Source organism: Streptomyces nanshensis (assembly GCF_001751255.1).
Classification (GTDB): Bacteria; Actinomycetota; Actinomycetes; order Streptomycetales; family Streptomycetaceae; genus Streptomyces; species Streptomyces nanshensis_A.
On record NZ_LJGW01000162.1, the window covers coordinates 1 to 15,955 of the forward strand.

Below are 15,955 nucleotides of genomic sequence, written 5' to 3' on the forward strand. Positions count from 1 at the left end.
CCGGTGCGCCGTGCCCCCGTCCCCCGCCGGGGTGTCGGTGACGGTCACGGCGTCGGCGGGCAGCCCGCCCAGTACGGAGCCCAGCACCGGCGCGAGGCGTGCGACGCCCGGCACGGAGATGACGGCCTGCGCGGTCGCCGTGCCGCGCGGGTCGTCGGCGGGTGCGGGCGGCGGAACGCCGTCGTCCGTACGGGGATCCGCGCCGCTCCGCCCCGGGGTGTCCCCGTCCGTACGGCTCGCATCCCGCGTACCGCCCGGCTGAGCCCCGGAGGCCCCGTCGCCCCGGTGGCCGTTGTGCCCGTCCGGGGCGCCCACCAGATCCGTGATCCGCAGGTCCACGGTCACCACACGCAGCCCCAACTCCCGCTCGGCGGCCCGGAAGAGGGCCGCGCGCAGCAGCTCCGCGGTCGTCGTCAGCGGGGCGTGCGGCGTCGCCTCGAACTCCGCCTCGACACGCAGCGGCCCGGGCGGCAGCGCTGAGGGCGGGGGAGGCACCGCCGGCGGATCGGCCGCGTCCGGATCGCCCGTCTCCGGACCGGCCGGACCCAGACGCAGACGCCCGATCCGTACGTCCGGCAGTTCCCGGAGCGCCGCGGCGGACAGCACCCGCACCGCCGCGCTCTCCACCAGCCACGCCCCGTCCGCCGCGTCCCCGAGCGGCAGCAGCCTGCCGAGGCCGAGCTGCCGCCGTACCGCTCGGGAGAGTCCTTCGGCATCCAATGCACTACGCTCCGCTCTCACTTGGATTCACCGTGTCACCTCGTAAGGGCGGCAAAGTCCGGCAAGTGCGTACGTACAAGGCGGACTGCCGCAAGCACCCCTAATGTGGCACAGAAGCGGTGATTCAGGACCGCTCTCTCCTCGGAAAGGGGTGTAAGGCCATGGCCGACACCAAGACCGGCAACCGGTTCGAGTCCCCCGGACAGGGTTCCCGCACGGCCTCGCGCGACGGAGCGGGCGAGAACCGCCGCCCCAAGGCGGACGCCGGCGAACGCGGGCGTACGACCATCTCCGACGGCGTGGTCGAGAAGATCGCGGGCCTCGCGGCGCGCGACGTACCGGGCGTCCATGCGCTCGGCAGCGGCATCGCCCGCACCTTCGGCGCCATGCGCGACCGCGTACCGGGCGGCAGCAGCAGGTCGCCGCAGCGCGGTGTGAGCGCGGAGGTCGGCGACGTCCAGACGGCGCTCGACCTGGAGATCGTCGTCGAGTACGGGGTCGCGATCGCCGATCTCGCGCGGTCGGTGCGCGAGAACGTCATCTCCGCCGTCGAGCGGATGGCGGGCCTCGAGGTCGTCGAGGTCAACATCGCCGTGAGCGACGTCAAGCTGCCCGACGAGGAGGACGAAGAAGAGGAGCAGTCCTCGGGCCGTTCGCGGCTGCAATAGCGGCGGACGGACGGTCCGCGGCGCAGAGGTGTACTGACTGAAGGGGCGCACGATGAGCATGGCCGTGATCGGCTTGATCGCAGGGATGGCGCTGGGCTTCGCCGGATACTTCGGCGGGTTCGGTGCCTTCCTGCTCGTGGCGGCGCTGGGCGGTTTCGGCTTCTTCGTGGGCCGCTTCCTCGACGGTGACCTGCGAGCGGAGGACTTCTTCCGGATGCGTGACGAAAGCCGGCGCAGGTGACGGGATCGGAGCCGGGACGGTGACCGGGACCGGGATCGGCACGGCGTCCGGGCCCGGCACCGGAGCCGGGTCCGGANACGGCCACGGCGACGGTGACGGGCAAGGCGGCGCCGGTGCCGGGCGGGACGGCGACGGGCAGGCCGGAGGCGACGGCGGTGTCCGCCCGGAGGGCACCGAGCGGGGCGAGACGACGATCGTCGAACGTGTCGTGGCCAAGGTCGCCGCCCAGGCCGCGCGCGAGGCGCTGCGTACCTGGCCCGCGGCGCTCGCCGCCGTACCGCCCGGACCCGGGCACTGGCCGCGCGCCTCGGCCCGCGTACGGGAGCGGACGGCCCGCGTCCGCGTCCTCGTGGAGCTGGGCTACCCTTCCGACATCGGCGCGCAGTGTGCTGCGGTGCGTCGGCAAGTCGCTTCGCGGGTAAAGGAATTGCTCGGCATGGACGTGCCGGAGGTGGCCGTGGGCGTGGAGCGGCTGCACTCCGAGCAGCTCGACGGCGAGAGGTCCGGGAGGGTCCGGTGAGCGACGAGCGCACCCAGCGGCTGCCCACGCTGGAGAAGGAGCCGCGGACATCCACCGGAAGCGGCGGCGGCGATCTCGAACAGGCCACGTCGGCGGCCGGATACGGGCCGGGCGGCGGTTCCGGCGGAGGGTCCGGAGAGGGCGGCCGCGCGGGCCGCTTCTGGTCGGTGCGCCGGCTGCCCGCGGGAATCGTCGCGCTGCTGGTGGTGGCCGCGGCCGGGCTGCTCCTCTACGACCTGGTCGTCGTACGGACGGGCGGCTCCGCGATGGCCTGGCGCCGCCGGTTCGCGCACGAGCTGGCCTCGACTCCCGTGAACGACCCGAAAGTTCTCGCGGCGGCCTGCGTCGTCTCGCTGCTCGGCGTGTGGCTGATCGCCCTCGCCCTCTCACCGGGACGCCGCGGACTGCTGCCGATGCGCCGTGAATTCGCGGGTGTACGGGCCGGGTTGGAGCGTACGGCCGCCGCGCTGGTGCTGCGCGACCGCGCCATGCAGGTCTCCGGTGTGCAGTCCGTACGGGTCGCGGTGGGCCGGCGCAAGGTACGGGCGCGTGCGCAGGCGCACTTCCGCGATCTGCACGACGTACGCGGAGACCTCGACTCCGCCCTCGGCGACGGCATCCGCCAGCTCGGCCTGGCACGGCAGCCCGGTCTCTCCGTCCACGTGCAGCGTCCGAAGAAGCGGTGAGCGTGATGGACAGAGCCCTGCGGTACGTCAACCGGATCCTGCTGGCGGTGGCGGGAGTCCTGCTGCTTGCGCTCGGACTCGCCGTGCTCGCCGGGGGGTTCGACCTCGCGCGGCGCATGGGCTTCGACTTCCCCGTGGGCTGGCCGTGGGCACGGCCCGAGGACGTGCTGCTCTCCGCCGCGGACCGCACCCGGTGGCGTACGGAGAGCTGGTGGTGGCCGGCCGTGCTCGGCGGGCTCGCCCTGCTGGTGATCCTGCTGCTGTGGTGGCTGCTCGTACAGCTCCGCCGGCGCCGCCTCGGCGAGGTCCTGGTCAAAACCGGCGACGGCGAGGGCGCGTTGCTGCGCGGCAGGGCGCTGTCGAAGGTGCTGGAGGCGGAGGCGGAGTCCCTGCCCGGGGTGGGCAAGGCGGCGGTACGGCTGGCGGGACGGCGGACCGAGCCGCGTGCCGCGCTGGAGCTGCTGCTCGAACCGCACGCCGAACCGGGCCCGGTGGTCGGCCGCGTCGCGGGCGAGGCGCTGGAGAACGCGCGGACGTCCGCGTCGCTGGAGGAGCTGCCGGCCGAGGTGCGGCTACGGGCCGTCAGACACCGCCCGGAGCGGGTGCTCTGACGGAGCGTTCCGTGCCGGGCGCGCGGTCGTCGGAACCGGCGCCCGCGTCAGGGGCTTCAGGGGCCGCCTCGCCCCGGCGGCCGGTTCTCAGAAGCCGCGCCGTGCGCCGCCGTCCACGGGCAGCATGATCCCGGTGAGATACGACGCCGCCGGTGAGAGCACGAAGGCGGCCGTCCGCCCGAACTCCTCCGGCGTGCCGTAGCGGCGCAGCGGAATGCCGGACTCGTTGCGCTCGCGCGCCGCGTCGCCGTCGCCCGAGAGCGAGTCCAGGTATTGCAGCCGCTCGGTGTCGATCCGGCCCGGCAGCAGGCCCAGTACGCGGATGCCCAGCGGACCCGCCTCGTTCGCCAGGGTCTTGGCGAATCCGGCAAGACCCGGCCGCAGCCCGTTGGAGAGGGTGAGCCCCGCGATCGGCTCGTGCACGGAACCGGAGAGCACGAACGCGATGACGCCGCCCTCGCCCAGCTCGCCCGCGGCCGTACGGGCCAGCCGTACCGCCCCGAGGAAGACCGTCTCGAAGGCCGACTGCCACTGCTCGTCGGAGAGGGAGTCGGCCGGTACGCCGGCGGGCGGACCGCCGACGCTGATCAGTACGCCGTCGAAGCGCCCGAAGCGGCTCTTGGCCGTCTCGATGAGGCGCGCGGCCGTCTCCGGCGCGGCGTTGTCGGCGCCGACCCCGACGGCCGAGCCCGCGCCGAGCTGCGCGGCGGCCTCGGTCGCGGCCTCGTCGGTGCGGCCGGTGACGACCACCTTGGCGCCGTCGGCGACGAGCGCCTCGGCCGCCGCGAAGCCCAGTCCGCGGGTGGCACCGGTGATGACGTAGACGCGGTCNGGTGGCTCCGGTGATGACGTAGACGCGGTCCTTCAGCCCGAGATCCATGGCTCACAGTGTGCGCCACCGTGCGGGGCGGTGTGCAGGCAGGGGGCGGTCGGCGGTGAGCGGGGTCAGTCCGCGGGGCCCGCCGCGGGAGCGGGGGAGGGGGCCTTCTCACCGGCGGCTTCGGCGGGACCGCCGTCGGGGCCGGGTGAACTGCCGTCCGTGCCACGGGTGTTGAGCGCCTCGCCGCCCGCGTCACCGGCACGGCCCGCGTCACGGGCACCGGCACCGCCCGTGCCCGTACCGTCCGGGTCGTCAGCGCCGCCCGTGCCGCCCGTACCGTTCGCGCCGCCGTCCTCCCGCGCCGTACGGTCCTGCCGTTCGCGGCGTACGAGCACCACCCAGCCGACCGGCACCGCCGCCGCGAAGAGCCACCACTGCACGGCGTACGCCATGTGCGGGCCGATGCTGTCGTGGTCGGGCTCCGGGATGCGCTCCGGCTGCGCACCGTGCGGCTTCGGCGAGACCCCCGTGAGCTGGAGATGGCCGCGCAGCACCGGCCGCTTCAGGGCCTTGGCCTGCTGGCGGCTGTCGATCAGCATCACCTGGCGCGGCGGCAGCCCCGGCTTGTCCTTGATGCCGCTGGCCTCGCTCGTCTCGTCGGCCATGATCCGCCCGGTGACGGTCACGTCACCGCGCGGTGGCGGGGGCACGTCGGGGAAGCGGGTCAGGTCGCCGTTCGCCTCGATCCAGCCGCGGTTGACCAGGACGGCGCTGCCGTCGCCCTGGACGAGCGGGGTGACGACGAAGTAGCCGATGGACTTCTCGTCGGCGCCCGTGCGCTGGCGCACCACGACCTCGTGCGCGGTGTCGAAGCGGCCCTTCGCCCGCACCGTACGGAACTGGTCGTCCTCCGCCGGTCCGTGGCGCGTGGAGCTGAGCCTGCCGAAGGGCACCGGGTCCGCCGCGAGGCTGGAGGCGACCAGCTCGTTGTGCGCGACCCTCGACTCGTGTCGGTGAAGCTGCCAGAAGCCCAGCTCGATCATCGCGGGGATGAGAGCGAGGCCGAGGAGGGTGAGGATCACCCACTGCCTGGACAACAGGAACCGGTACACGTCTGACGACGCTACCTTCCGCCGCTCACCGCTCCGCTGCGGGGGCCACGCACCGCAGCAGTTGCTGGAAGGCGGCCTCGTCCAGCACGGGCGTCCCGTACGCCTGCGCCTTGACGACCTTCGAGGTCAGCGAGCCCGGGTCGTTGGTGACCAGGAGGCTGGTCAGACGTGAGACCTGCGAGGAGACGTGCAGCCCGGCCTCCGTCGCCCGGTCCTCCAGCAGTTCGCGGTCGACGGAGGTGTCGCCCGAGATCGCGACTCGCATGCCTTGTATGAGACGGCCGCCCGGTTCGTAGCGCCCGGGGTTGGGATACGGGCACGGCGGGAGCTTGCGCGAGCGGCGCCAGGCGAAGCCGTACGGACGGGAGGCCGCCGGACCCCGGCCGTACCGTCCGCCGGAGCGCGCCCCCGGCACACCGGAACCGCGGCTGCCGGATCCGCCCCCGTACGCGTCCGCGCCCGCCCCGTCCGGGCCCTCCGCCCACTCCGCCAGGGGTCGGCAGGCGTGCAGCGGAAGCCGCACCTCCTGCTGTGCCGCGAGATGGAGGCTGGGCCGGAAGGCCTCGGCCAGCACCCGTGCGTCGTCCAGGGCGTGGTGCGCGCGGCGCTGCGAGACGCCGTAGTGCGCGGCGAGGGACTCCAGCTTGTGGTTGGGGAGCGGCAGCGAGAGCCGCTTGGCGAGGGCGATCGTGCACAGCCGCTGCCGTACGGGCGGGGTGCGCCGGGCGCGCGCGTACTCCCGGGCGATCATCGACCAGTCGAAGATCGCGTTGTGCGCGACGAGGACGCGGCCGTCCAGCCGCGCGCCCAGCTCGTCGGCGATCTCCGTGAACAGGGGTGCGTCGACGAGGTCTTCGCTCGTCAGACCGTGGATCCAGGTGGGGCCGGGATCGCGCTGCGGGTTGACCGTCGAATACCAGTGGTCCTGCACCTCGCCGCGGGCGTCCAGGCGGTAGACGGCGGCGGAGACGATGCGGTCGTCGCGGGCCAGGCCCGTGGTCTCGACGTCCACCACGGCATAGCCCTCCGGATACTCCTCGGGCCACAGGCGCCGGGATCCGGAGCCGGCGGCCGGCGACTGAGCGGGGAGACGGGCCGCCGCCGGCCGCTCGCCCCCGTCCGTGAGGTCTCCGTCCGTGAACGCCCCGGGCTCGCTGTCCCCGTCCCCGGGCTCGCCCGGGAGTGCCGTGTGGTCTTCGAGCATGGTCACAGAGACTACGGGTCGGCACTGACACTCACGGCGCCGCCCGTCGCCCGGACGTGCGGCCGAGCCCTCGTCAACCTCCGTACGGGCGAACGGGGTTGGGGCCCGTAGCGGCGGTGCGGCGGCGTCTGCACGGGCCAGGCGGAGGCTCGACGGAGGCGCGGCGGCGGCCTGGCGGAGGGGAAGATTCCGCTGTGGGCTGACGGCCACTCATTTTTTACTTGTCGGTAACAACCTCTGGCGGGGCGGGACTCCGGCCCTTACCTTGCTGACATGCCGTCTCACTTGCCCGACGTCGTCGTGTGGTCGATACCCGCCTTCGTTCTGCTCACGGTCATCGAGATCGTGAGCTACCGCCTCCATCCGGACGAGGACTCCGCCGGATACGAGACCAAGGACGCAGCCACGAGCATCGGCATGGGGCTCGGCAGCCTCGTCTTCGACGCTCTGTGGAAGATTCCGATCGTCGCGATCTACGCGGGGGTCTACGAACTGACGCCGCTGCGCGTGCCGGTGGTGTGGTGGACGCTGCCGCTGATGCTGCTCGCGCAGGACTTCTTCTACTACTGGTCGCACCGCGGGCACCACGTCATCCGCATCCTGTGGGCCTGCCATGTGGTGCACCACTCCAGCCGGAAGTTCAACTTCACCACCGCGCTGCGCCAGCCCTGGACGAGCTGGACGGTCTGGCCCTTCTACGTGCCGCTGATCGCGCTCGGCGTGCATCCGGCCGCTCTCGCCTTCTGCTCCTCGGCGAACCTCGTCTACCAGTTCTGGATCCACACCGAGCGGATCGGCAAGCTGCCGCGTCCCGTCGAGTTCGTCTTCAACACGCCCTCGCACCACCGCGTCCACCACGCCTCCCAAGGCGGCTATCTGGACCGGAACTTCGGCGGCATCCTGATCGTGTGGGACCGGCTCTTCGGGTCGTTCACACCCGAGACCGAGCCCTGCGTCTACGGCCTCACCAAGAACATCGCGACGTACAACCCGCTGCGTGTGGCCACGCACGAGTACGCCGCCATCGGACGCGATCTGCGGGCGGCACGGAGCTGGAACGAGCGTGCGGGGAAGGTCTTCAGGGGACCGGGCTGGGCTCCCGAGGAGCAGGCCGCCGGGAGCGGCGAGCCCCCGGCGCGTGCCGCCGACGCGTAGGACGGTGGACGCGGCGGTGGACGCGTAAGCCCCCGGACATGCGAGAGGGCCGGGCCACCCGAGCAGCCCGGCCCCTCACCGGCGGATGTGCCGGCGCCGGCCGCCGCGTCCCGACCGTCAGGTCAACGGACGCCGCCGGCGCCGGAGTTCACCCGGCGAACGGCACGCTCACTTCTTCACGGCGGCGAGGGCGTCGACGATGCCGTGGCCGTAGAAGCTGTTGTTGCCCTTGAGGCCCGTGCACTCGGCCTCGTACGTGCCCTCGCCGTCAGGGTCGTACGAGTCGGGGCACGAGACGCTCTTCGCCTGCGCCTTCAGCCGCCACGCGATCTCCTTGGGCGTGGACTCGGGGTGCTTGCTCTTGACGAGCGCCGCGACACCGGCGACCTGCGGTCCGGCCATCGACGTGCCCTGGAGGTAGGCGTAGTCGCCGTCGGGCATGGTCGAGAGCACGCCGCCGTCCTTGGCCGGCTCGGCCGGCGTCTGGTAGCGGCGGTCGCCGCCGGGAGCGGCCAGATCGATCTGGTCCAGGCCGTAGTTGGAGAAGTACGACTTCCCGTCCTCGGCTCCGGTGGAGGAGACCGAGGTCACCCCGGGCAGCATGCTCGGGACGTCCGGGCACTCCGCCGGGTCGACGGTGCGCTCGACGGGCTTGGTGTCGTTCGGGCTGGTGTCGTCCTTGATCTCGGTGGCGGCCAGGTCGTGCGAGGAGTTGCCGGCCGAGGAGACGTGGGTGACGCCCTTGTCCGTCGCGTATTTCACGGCACGGCCCACAGCGTCCGCGATGGCCTTCTGGTCGGCGTCATCGGGGCAGTTGTAGAGCCAAGGGTCCGTGTAATAGCTGTTGTTGGTGACGTCGACGCCGTGGTCGGCGGCGAAGACCATCGCGCAGACGACGGCCTCGCTGTAGAAGAGCGAGGTCTCCTTCTCGGACACCTTCAGCGAGGCGACCTTCACGCCCGGCGCGACGCCGGCGACGCCGACGCCGTTGCGCGGGGCGGCGATGATGCCCGCCACGTGCGTGCCGTGGTAGTCGTTCGCCGGGTCGAAGGGACGCCAGGCGCCCTTCTTCGTGACGGCCTTGCCGCCGACACAGCTCGCGGACTGGTCGGCCGCGAAGTTGGCCTTCAGGTCAGGGTGTGTGTCGTCGACGCCGGTGTCGATCACGCCGACGGTGACGTCCCTGCTGCCCTGATCGATCTTGCTGGCCTTGTCGGCCTTGATGGCGCGCTTGTCCCACTGGAGGGACTCCAGCGGCTCCTTGCCCTCGGCCTCGGCCTTCGCCCTCGCCTGCGCACCCGTGGCGGACTTCGGGACCTCGACGTACTTCGGCTTGCCCACATCGGTGGTGGCGGCCGACTCGAGCGGGGCCGTACGGGTCGCGCCCGCCGTCTCCACGCCCTTCACGGAACGCATCGTGGCGCCGAACTTCGCGTTCGACGAGTGCGCCACGATGACGCCTATCTTCTCGTAGGCGGCGACGACCTTGCCGTCCGCCTTCGAGATCTCCTTCTTCACACGTCCCACCGTGCCGGGGTCGGCCTTGGTGTTGACGACGTAGCTCAGTTTTTCGCCGTCCTTCTTCGCGGAGGCGGTTGCGTCCTGTCCGCTCGCTACGGCGGCTCCCGCCAGCCCCAGTGAAGCAGTCAGAACCAGTCCCAGCGGCATCGCGAGTCTTCGCCACCGTCTGGAGGGCTGAGAATCCATGGGATCTCCATGTTGTCCGAAGTTGACCACAGAGATGGGAACTTAGCGTCGATCGGTGCTGCTCAGCAACGGATCCGGGAGATGGCCCGGGTTTGTCTTCGATAACGCTTCCGTGACCCGGAGACGACCCCCTGTTGCTGTGCCCTTGTGAAGATCTACGATGCGCCGCACTTGCACTGCTGGCATCAACACCCCGACCTGCTCTTTTCTTCACCGCTCACTCACATCGACTGGAGTCAACGTGGACTCAGCACCCGAGAACGAGAGGTCCGCGCCACCGGGCGGCACGGACTACCAACAGGTGCAGCAGAGCGCGGAGTTCGGAGAGCTGCGGAGCACTTTCCGGTCATTCGCGTTTCCCCTCACCGTGGGCTTCATCGCCTGGTACCTGCTGTACGTGCTGCTCTCGAACTACGCCGGCGGATTCATGGCGACCAAAGTCGCCGGCAACATCAACGTCGCCTTCGTCCTGGGGCTCGCCCAGTTCCTGACCACCTTCCTCATCGCCTGGTGGTACTCCCGTCACGCCGCGGCCAAGCTCGACCCCAAGGGCGAGGCCATCAAGAACCGTCTGGACGGTGAAGCATGAGCCTCACGCACTCGCTCACCCCGGCGGCACAGGTGCAACTCGCAGCCGAGGGTGCAAGTCAGCACCGCACTCTGATCGTCACACTCTTCACCGTCTTCGTCCTGCTGACGCTGGGCATCACGGTGTGGGCGGGCCGCAGGACCAAGGACGCCACCGACTTCTACGCCGGCGGCCGTCAGTTCAGCGGACTCCAGAACGGTCTGGCGATCTCCGGCGACTACATGTCGGCGGCCTCGTTCCTCGGCATCGCGGGCGCGATCGCGCTGTCCGGGTACGACGGCTTCCTCTACTCCATCGGGTTCCTGGTGGCCTGGCTGGTCGCCCTGGTGCTCGTCGCGGAGCCGCTGCGCAACTCCGGCCGCTACACGATGGGCGACGTCCTCGCGTTCCGGATGCGGCAGCGTCCCGTCCGTACGGCGGCGGGCGTCTCCACGATCATCGTCTCGATCTTCTATCTGCTGGCGCAGATGGTGGGCGCGGGCGCCCTGGTCGCCCTGCTGCTGGGCATCACCGGCGACGCGGGCAAGAACCTCATCGTGGTACTCGTCGGCGTCGTCATGGTGCTGTACGTGACGATCGGCGGCATGAAGGGCACCACGTGGGTGCAGATGATCAAGGCCGTGCTGCTCATCGGCGGCACGCTCATCATCACCGTCCTGGTGCTGCACAAGTTCAACTACAACGTCTCCAGCCTCCTCGGCGCCGCCGCGGAGAACAGCGGGAAGGGCGCCTCGTTCCTCGAACCGGGCCTGAAGTACGGGGTGTCGGCCACCTCGAAGATCGACTTCATCTCGCTGGGGCTCGCGTTGGTGCTCGGCACCGCGGGACTGCCGCACATCCTGATCCGCTTCTACACCGTCCCGACGGCCAAGGCCGCCCGTAAGTCGGTGAACTGGGCGATCGGCATCATCGGCGTCTTCTACCTGATGACCATCGCGCTGGGCTTCGGCGCGGCGGCGCTGCTCTCCCAGAAGACGATCACGGGCTCGGACCCCGCGGGCAACACCGCGGCGCCCCTGCTCGCCCAGGAGATCGGCGGCGGCGCCGACTCGACGGGCGGCGCGGTCCTGCTCGCGATGATCTCGGCGGTGGCCTTCGCGACGATCCTCGCGGTGGTCGCCGGCCTCACGCTCGCCTCCTCGTCGTCGTTCGCGCACGACCTGTACGCGAACGTGATCCGCAAGGGCAAGGCGACCGAGAAGGAGGAGGTCAGCGCGGCACGGATCTCCTCGGTGATCATCGGCGCCGTGGCGATCGGCCTCGGCATCTTCGCCGGCGGGCTGAACGTGGCGGGGCTCGTCGCCCTCGCGTTCGCGGTGGCCGCCTCGGCGAACCTGCCGACGATCCTCTACAGCCTGTTCTGGAAGCGCTTCACGACGCAGGGCGCGCTGTGGTCGATCTACGGCGGACTCGTCTCGTCGGTGGTCCTGGTGCTCTTCTCGCCCGTGGTCACCGGCGAGCCGACGTCGATGTTCCCCGACGCCGACATCGCCTTCTTCCCGCTCTCCAACCCGGGTCTGATCTCGATCCCGCTCGGCTTCCTGCTGGGCTGGCTCGGGTCGGTGCTCTCCAAGGAGGAGAGCGCGGTCGAGAAGCACGCGGAGCTGGAGGTGCGCTCGCTCACGGGCCACGGAGCGCTCTGAGCGACGGCCTGGAGGGGACGCCGCCGGCTTCAACGATCTGTTGAATGTCGGCGGCGTCCCGTACGCTGCCAGAACGGCACAACCGTGGGAGGGCCGCCGGAATGCTGCTGGACACATACGGCCGAGTCGCCACCGACTTGCGTGTTTCGCTGACCGATCGATGCAACCTCCGCTGCACCTACTGCATGCCGGAGGAGGGTCTCCAGTGGCTGGCGAAGCCGGAGCTGCTCACCGACGACGAGATCGTCCGCCTCGTGGACATCGCCGTGAACGAACTCGGCGTGGAGGACGTCAGATTCACCGGCGGCGAGCCGCTGCTCCGCCCCGGCCTCACCGGCATCGTCCAGCGCTGCGCCGAACTGCCGCGGCGCCCGAAACTCTCCCTGACGACGAACGGCATCGGTCTGGAACGTACGGCGGCCGCGCTGCGCGACGCCGGCCTGGACCGGGTCAACGTCTCGCTGGACACGCTCGATCCGGAGGTCTTCCAGCGCATGACGCGCCGCAAGCGGCACGCCGACGTGCTGCGCGGCCTGGCCGCGGCGCACGAGGCGGGGTTGGCCCCCGTGAAGGTCAACTCCGTTCTGATGCCCGGCCTCAACGACGGTGAGGCCCCCGCGCTCCTCGCCTGGGCCGTGGAGCACGACTACGAGCTGCGCTTCATCGAGCAGATGCCGCTCGACCCCCAACACGGCTGGCAGCGCGAGGGGATGATCACCGCCGCGGACATCCTGGAGTCGCTGCGCGGCCGCTTCACCCTCACCCCCGAAGGCGACGAGGAGCGCGGCTCCGCGCCCGCCGAACGCTGGGTCGTGGACGGCGGACCGCACCGCGTCGGCGTCATCGCCTCGGTCACCCGCCCCTTCTGCCGCGCGTGCGACCGTACGCGGCTGACGGCCGACGGACAGGTGCGCACCTGTCTGTTCGCGACCGAGGAGTCCGATCTGCGCGGTGCGCTGCGCGCGGGCGCCGACGACGCGGAGATCGCCGCGCGTTGGCGGACGGCGATGTGGGGCAAGAAGGCGGGCGCCGGTATCGACGACCCGTCCTTCGTGCAGCCGTCGCGTCCGATGTCGGCCATCGGCGGCTGAGCGGCCGGGCCTGGACGGAGCGGGAGGGGGCGGCTCGGGCGCTCGCGCCCCGGTGGGGCCGGGCCTCAGCCCTTCTCCTGCCGTCCTTCCTGTTCCTGCCATTCCGTGAGGCGTACGACGTCCTTGAGGAAGCCCCGCATGTCCAGGAACGACGAGAGATGCTCCCGGTGTTCGTCGCACGCGAGCCAGGTCTTGCGGCGCTCGGGCGTGTGCACCTTCGGGTTGTTCCAGGCCACCACCCACACGGCAGCCGCACGGCAGCCCTTGGCGGAGCAGATCGGACTCTCGGGACCCTCGCCCGCTCCCGACGGGCCGGACGGACCCGGCGGCGGGAAGGGCGAGGAGAAAGACGAAGAAGACACGGCCCCTATCCAACACCCGGGGCCGGAAGACAAGCGACGCCGGGCAGCCACGGGGGGAGCCGCCCGGCGTCGGTCTGTCGCTCCGACGGGGGATGCGGAGCGCCTATGAAGTATGGCACGGAGACCCCTGCGAGGTGCAGCGGAACAACATGATTGATCTGAGCTTTTCTTGAGCTTTTACGCCTGCGTTGGTCTCAGCGCCGCCCGGCGCTCGCTCAACTGCGGTCTCCGTAGGGCCTGTCGGCGCTCTCCCCGCGCCCTTCCGGTACGGCGTCGGACGCGGTGAGCGCGGGCCGCGCGGTCGTGTCCACGAAGGCCGACGGCAGCGAACTCGGCCTCTCCCGGCCCGCGTTGGCGACCACCACGGCCACGTACGGCAGCAGTGCGCCGACGACCAGCGTCACGACCGCCAGCGGCCGCTCCACGTTCCACAGCAGGACGGTCAGCAGCACCGAGGCCGTGCGGATCAGCATCGAGATCACGTACCGGCGCTGTCTGCCGCGCACGTCGTCGGCGAGCGACTGACGGGCTCCGGTGATCCGGAAGACCTCGCTTCCGCTCTGCTTCCGCATCACTCCCACCACCTCACCCGGTCCGGTCGCCCGGCCCGTCCGCATGGCCCGCAGCCCTCTTCACGGTACGCCGCCGCTCGAACGGGTTCGAGACCGGGGGAAGAGGCGGTCGGGGCCGTGTGGTCTGCGCCGCAGCCCGTACGGACCACTCCGCAATGCGGCGTAGCCCCCGTGGCGCCACGCTGGCGGAGCACGGGCCGTACGGCGCGGGGGAGCGCGGCCACGGCGGACAGGGCCGGGCGGCCCGGTCTACGGAGGTGCCATGAACTGGTTGTGGGCGATCATCGTCGGGCTGGTGCTGGGCGTCCTCGCGCGGGCGATCCTCCCGGGCAGGCAGGCCATCCCGCTCTGGCTGACGGTGATCTTCGGCCTGCTGGGCGGCGTCCTGGGCAACGCGGTCGCCACCTGGGCGGGCGTCGGCACGACGCGGGGCTTCGACTGGATCCGGCACGGGCTCCAACTGGGCGGCGCCGTACTGGTGGTGGCGCTCGGGTCGCCGCTGTGGGCGCGTATCAGGGGGAGGAGCAGGGGGCGCGGAGAGCGGCAGCGGCAGCGGATGTGAGGAGCGCGGTCCTCCGCGTCTCCGGTCCGTACGGTCTCCCGTACTGCCCGGACCGGGATGTCCGGCCGCCCGGCCCCGGCCGCCCGACTCCGGCCGTCCGGGCCCGAGTTGCCCGACTCCGGCCGTCCGGGCCCGAGTTGCCCGCCCGGACGGCCCGCGGCTCACAGCCCGTCGATCTGCGCGATCTTCCGTCCCGCCTTCAGATACACCGTGCCGCTCACACCGGCCTCGGCCAGCTTCTCCGGCACCACCTCGGCCAGCGGACGCAGCGCGTCCGCCTCCGGCAGCACGATGGTGTGCTGCTCGCCGCCCGCCTCCGCCTCGACGACGAGCCGCAGCCCGTTCTGCTTGGCGATGCGGCGCGCGGCCGAGGCGCTCGGGGTGAACTCCAGCGTGCGCGTGAGGATCGCGGCGATGCCCTCGCCGCCCGCCGCACCGGCGTCCACATGGGGCAGGGTGTCCACGTCCGCGAAGGTCTTCCTCGAGAACTGCGCCGTGAAGTGCGCCCGCGCCGCCTTCGCGGCCTCCGCGCCGTGCAGCGCCATGACGACGTCCCCCGCGAGGACCTTCTTCAGATCCATCGGGTGCAGCGTCTTCGCGTCGATGCGGGCGACGGCCTCGTCGATCTCCGCGTCCGTCCACTCCGTCCAGGCACGCAGATACGGCACCATCAGCCGGTCCGGGATCGACATGATCTTGCCGTAGACGTCCTCGGGACCGGTGGTCAGACTGACGTAGTTGTCCTTGGACTTGGACATCTTGGCGCCCGAGCCGTCGGTGCCCTCGATGAGCGGCATCGTCGCGACCATCTGCGGGCGCTGGCCGTGCAGTTCCATCAGCCGGCGGCCCATCTGCATGTTCAGGAGCTGGTCGATGCCGCCCAGTTCGATGTCGCAGTCCAGCTCCACCGAGTCCAGCGCCATCGCCACCGGGTAGATCAGCTCGGACATCGTCAGACCCGAACCCTGCGCGAGCCGGTTGCGGAAGTCCTCGCGCTGAAGAAGCGCGGACGCGGGCACCTGCGCGAGCAGGGTGATGAGCTGGGCGAAGCCGATCTCGCCGAGCCAGTCGTTGTTGTGGCGGAAGCTGACGTTCTCGAAGTCGAAGAACGGCCGCACCTGGTCCTGGTATCCGGAGAGGTTCTTCTCGATGTCCTCGTCGGTCAGCGCGGGCCGCTCCGCCGTACGCCCCGACGGGTCGCCGATCTTCGCGGTGAAGTCGCCGATGATCAGGGTGACATCGTGCCCCATGCGCTGGAACCGGCTGAGGACGATGATCGGCACCGCGTGACCGAGGTGCACGTCGGCGGCGGTCGGATCGATGCCGAGTTTCACGTGCAGCGCCTCGCCCTGCGAGCGCTTCTCGCCGATGGCCTCGGCGAGCTTGTCCACGGACGGCAGCACCTCCACCGCGCGGGCGCCGATCAACTCGGCCTGCTCCTGCGGCGAGAGGTCGCTCAGATCCAGATAGCGCCGCGATCCCGTCTCCGCGAGCAGCCGCTCGACGGTGGTGTCGGAGGAGAGGTCCTGTGCCAGCAGCTTGCCGGCTCGCTGTACGGAGTCGCCGAGGCGTGTCACGTTCTGTCCTGGAGATAGGAAGGTGCGGTCGCAGCAGAGTCTATTCCGCTCCGCGCAGGGCCCCGCGCCCTGTCGACGCGGGGCCCCGCGCAGCCCGTACGACTGTGGGGACCCG

Annotated in this window: 18 protein-coding genes; 10 read left to right on the forward strand and 8 right to left on the reverse strand. The window is 71.3% G+C overall.

The window, feature by feature from the left end:
- Window positions 1-720 (reverse strand): hypothetical protein (locus AN218_RS10055; RefSeq protein ID WP_070016442.1); only part of this gene is annotated, 720 nt, incomplete at its 3' end.
- Window positions 721-881: 161 nt separating this feature from the next.
- Between AN218_RS10055 and AN218_RS10060 the strand changes: the two genes are divergently transcribed.
- The 5 genes from AN218_RS10060 to amaP all read left to right on the forward strand — a co-directional run bounded on the left by AN218_RS10060 (window position 882) and on the right by amaP (window position 3,446).
- Window positions 882-1,388: an Asp23/Gls24 family envelope stress response protein gene (locus tag AN218_RS10060; protein WP_070016443.1), complete on the forward strand. Its 507-nt coding sequence runs from the start codon at window positions 882-884 to the stop codon at window positions 1,386-1,388.
- A gap of 52 nt (window positions 1,389-1,440) precedes the next feature.
- Window positions 1,441-1,629 carry a hypothetical protein gene (locus tag AN218_RS10065; RefSeq protein ID WP_070016444.1) on the forward strand — a complete coding sequence of 63 codons (189 nt, stop codon included), beginning with the start codon at window positions 1,441-1,443 and terminating at the stop codon, window positions 1,627-1,629.
- A 193-nt stretch (window positions 1,630-1,822) separates the two neighbouring features.
- Window positions 1,823-2,149 carry an Asp23/Gls24 family envelope stress response protein gene (locus tag AN218_RS10070; RefSeq protein WP_079132008.1) on the forward strand — a complete coding sequence of 109 codons (327 nt, stop codon included), beginning with the start codon at window positions 1,823-1,825 and terminating at the stop codon, window positions 2,147-2,149.
- Window positions 2,146-2,835, forward strand: a complete 690-nt coding sequence (locus tag AN218_RS10075) for a DUF6286 domain-containing protein (protein WP_070016445.1) — start codon at window positions 2,146-2,148, stop codon at window positions 2,833-2,835. The genes AN218_RS10070 and AN218_RS10075 overlap by 4 nt, the downstream gene beginning before the upstream one ends.
- A gap of 5 nt (window positions 2,836-2,840) precedes the next feature.
- The gene (gene amaP / locus AN218_RS10080) at window positions 2,841-3,446 is read left to right on the forward strand and encodes an alkaline shock response membrane anchor protein AmaP (protein ID WP_070016446.1); all 606 of its coding nucleotides are present in this window, start codon (window positions 2,841-2,843) and stop codon (window positions 3,444-3,446) included.
- An 87-nt stretch (window positions 3,447-3,533) separates the two neighbouring features.
- Here amaP and AN218_RS10085 read toward each other — a convergent pair whose 3' ends face one another.
- The 3 genes from AN218_RS10085 to AN218_RS10095 form a co-directional block, all read right to left on the reverse strand.
- Window positions 3,534-4,262: an SDR family oxidoreductase gene (locus AN218_RS10085; protein ID WP_070016447.1), complete on the reverse strand. Its 729-nt coding sequence runs from the start codon at window positions 4,260-4,262 to the stop codon at window positions 3,534-3,536.
- A 129-nt stretch (window positions 4,263-4,391) separates the two neighbouring features.
- Complete coding sequence (locus tag AN218_RS10090; protein ID WP_079132001.1) at window positions 4,392-5,378, reverse strand: SURF1 family cytochrome oxidase biogenesis protein; 987 nt, start codon at window positions 5,376-5,378, stop codon at window positions 4,392-4,394.
- Between the two features lie 25 nt (window positions 5,379-5,403).
- On the reverse strand, window positions 5,404-6,582 hold the full coding sequence (locus AN218_RS10095; RefSeq protein WP_079132002.1) for a DEDDh family exonuclease: 1,179 nt from the start codon (window positions 6,580-6,582) through the stop codon (window positions 5,404-5,406).
- Between the two features lie 273 nt (window positions 6,583-6,855).
- On the opposite strand from AN218_RS10095, the gene AN218_RS10100 reads away from it, so the two are divergent.
- A complete protein-coding gene (locus tag AN218_RS10100) occupies window positions 6,856-7,737 on the forward strand; it encodes a sterol desaturase family protein (RefSeq protein ID WP_070016448.1) in 882 nt (293 codons plus the stop codon).
- A 168-nt stretch (window positions 7,738-7,905) separates the two neighbouring features.
- Here the strand turns inward: AN218_RS10100 and AN218_RS10105 are convergent, their stop codons facing one another.
- On the reverse strand, window positions 7,906-9,444 hold the full coding sequence (locus AN218_RS10105; RefSeq protein ID WP_420855958.1) for a S8 family peptidase: 1,539 nt from the start codon (window positions 9,442-9,444) through the stop codon (window positions 7,906-7,908).
- 241 nt (window positions 9,445-9,685) lie between these two features.
- Between AN218_RS10105 and AN218_RS10110 the strand changes: the two genes are divergently transcribed.
- From AN218_RS10110 to moaA, 3 genes are all read left to right on the forward strand, one after another.
- A complete protein-coding gene (locus AN218_RS10110; protein WP_070016450.1) occupies window positions 9,686-10,033 on the forward strand; it encodes a DUF485 domain-containing protein in 348 nt (115 codons plus the stop codon).
- Window positions 10,030-11,676: a solute symporter family protein gene (locus AN218_RS10115; protein WP_079132004.1), complete on the forward strand. Its 1,647-nt coding sequence runs from the start codon at window positions 10,030-10,032 to the stop codon at window positions 11,674-11,676. Before AN218_RS10110 ends, AN218_RS10115 begins: the two co-directional genes overlap by 4 nt.
- 101 nt (window positions 11,677-11,777) lie before the next feature.
- Window positions 11,778-12,767 (forward strand): GTP 3',8-cyclase MoaA, encoded by a 990-nt coding sequence (moaA, locus tag AN218_RS10120; RefSeq protein ID WP_070016451.1) that lies wholly within the window; start codon window positions 11,778-11,780, stop codon window positions 12,765-12,767.
- 65 nt (window positions 12,768-12,832) lie between these two features.
- Here the strand turns inward: moaA and AN218_RS10125 are convergent, their stop codons facing one another.
- Together AN218_RS10125 and AN218_RS10130 are read right to left on the reverse strand one after the other, a co-directional pair.
- Window positions 12,833-13,129 (reverse strand): hypothetical protein, encoded by a 297-nt coding sequence (locus tag AN218_RS10125; RefSeq protein ID WP_079132006.1) that lies wholly within the window; start codon window positions 13,127-13,129, stop codon window positions 12,833-12,835.
- A gap of 215 nt (window positions 13,130-13,344) precedes the next feature.
- On the reverse strand, window positions 13,345-13,701 hold the full coding sequence (locus tag AN218_RS10130; protein ID WP_070016452.1) for a DUF3099 domain-containing protein: 357 nt from the start codon (window positions 13,699-13,701) through the stop codon (window positions 13,345-13,347).
- A gap of 262 nt (window positions 13,702-13,963) precedes the next feature.
- On the opposite strand from AN218_RS10130, the gene AN218_RS10135 reads away from it, so the two are divergent.
- Window positions 13,964-14,263 carry a GlsB/YeaQ/YmgE family stress response membrane protein gene (locus tag AN218_RS10135; protein WP_070016453.1) on the forward strand — a complete coding sequence of 100 codons (300 nt, stop codon included), beginning with the start codon at window positions 13,964-13,966 and terminating at the stop codon, window positions 14,261-14,263.
- A gap of 161 nt (window positions 14,264-14,424) precedes the next feature.
- On the opposite strand, the gene tyrS is transcribed toward AN218_RS10135, so the two are convergent.
- Window positions 14,425-15,840, reverse strand: a complete 1,416-nt coding sequence (gene tyrS, locus AN218_RS10140; RefSeq protein WP_070016454.1) for a tyrosine--tRNA ligase — start codon at window positions 15,838-15,840, stop codon at window positions 14,425-14,427.
- Window positions 15,841-15,955 lie beyond the last annotated feature (115 nt).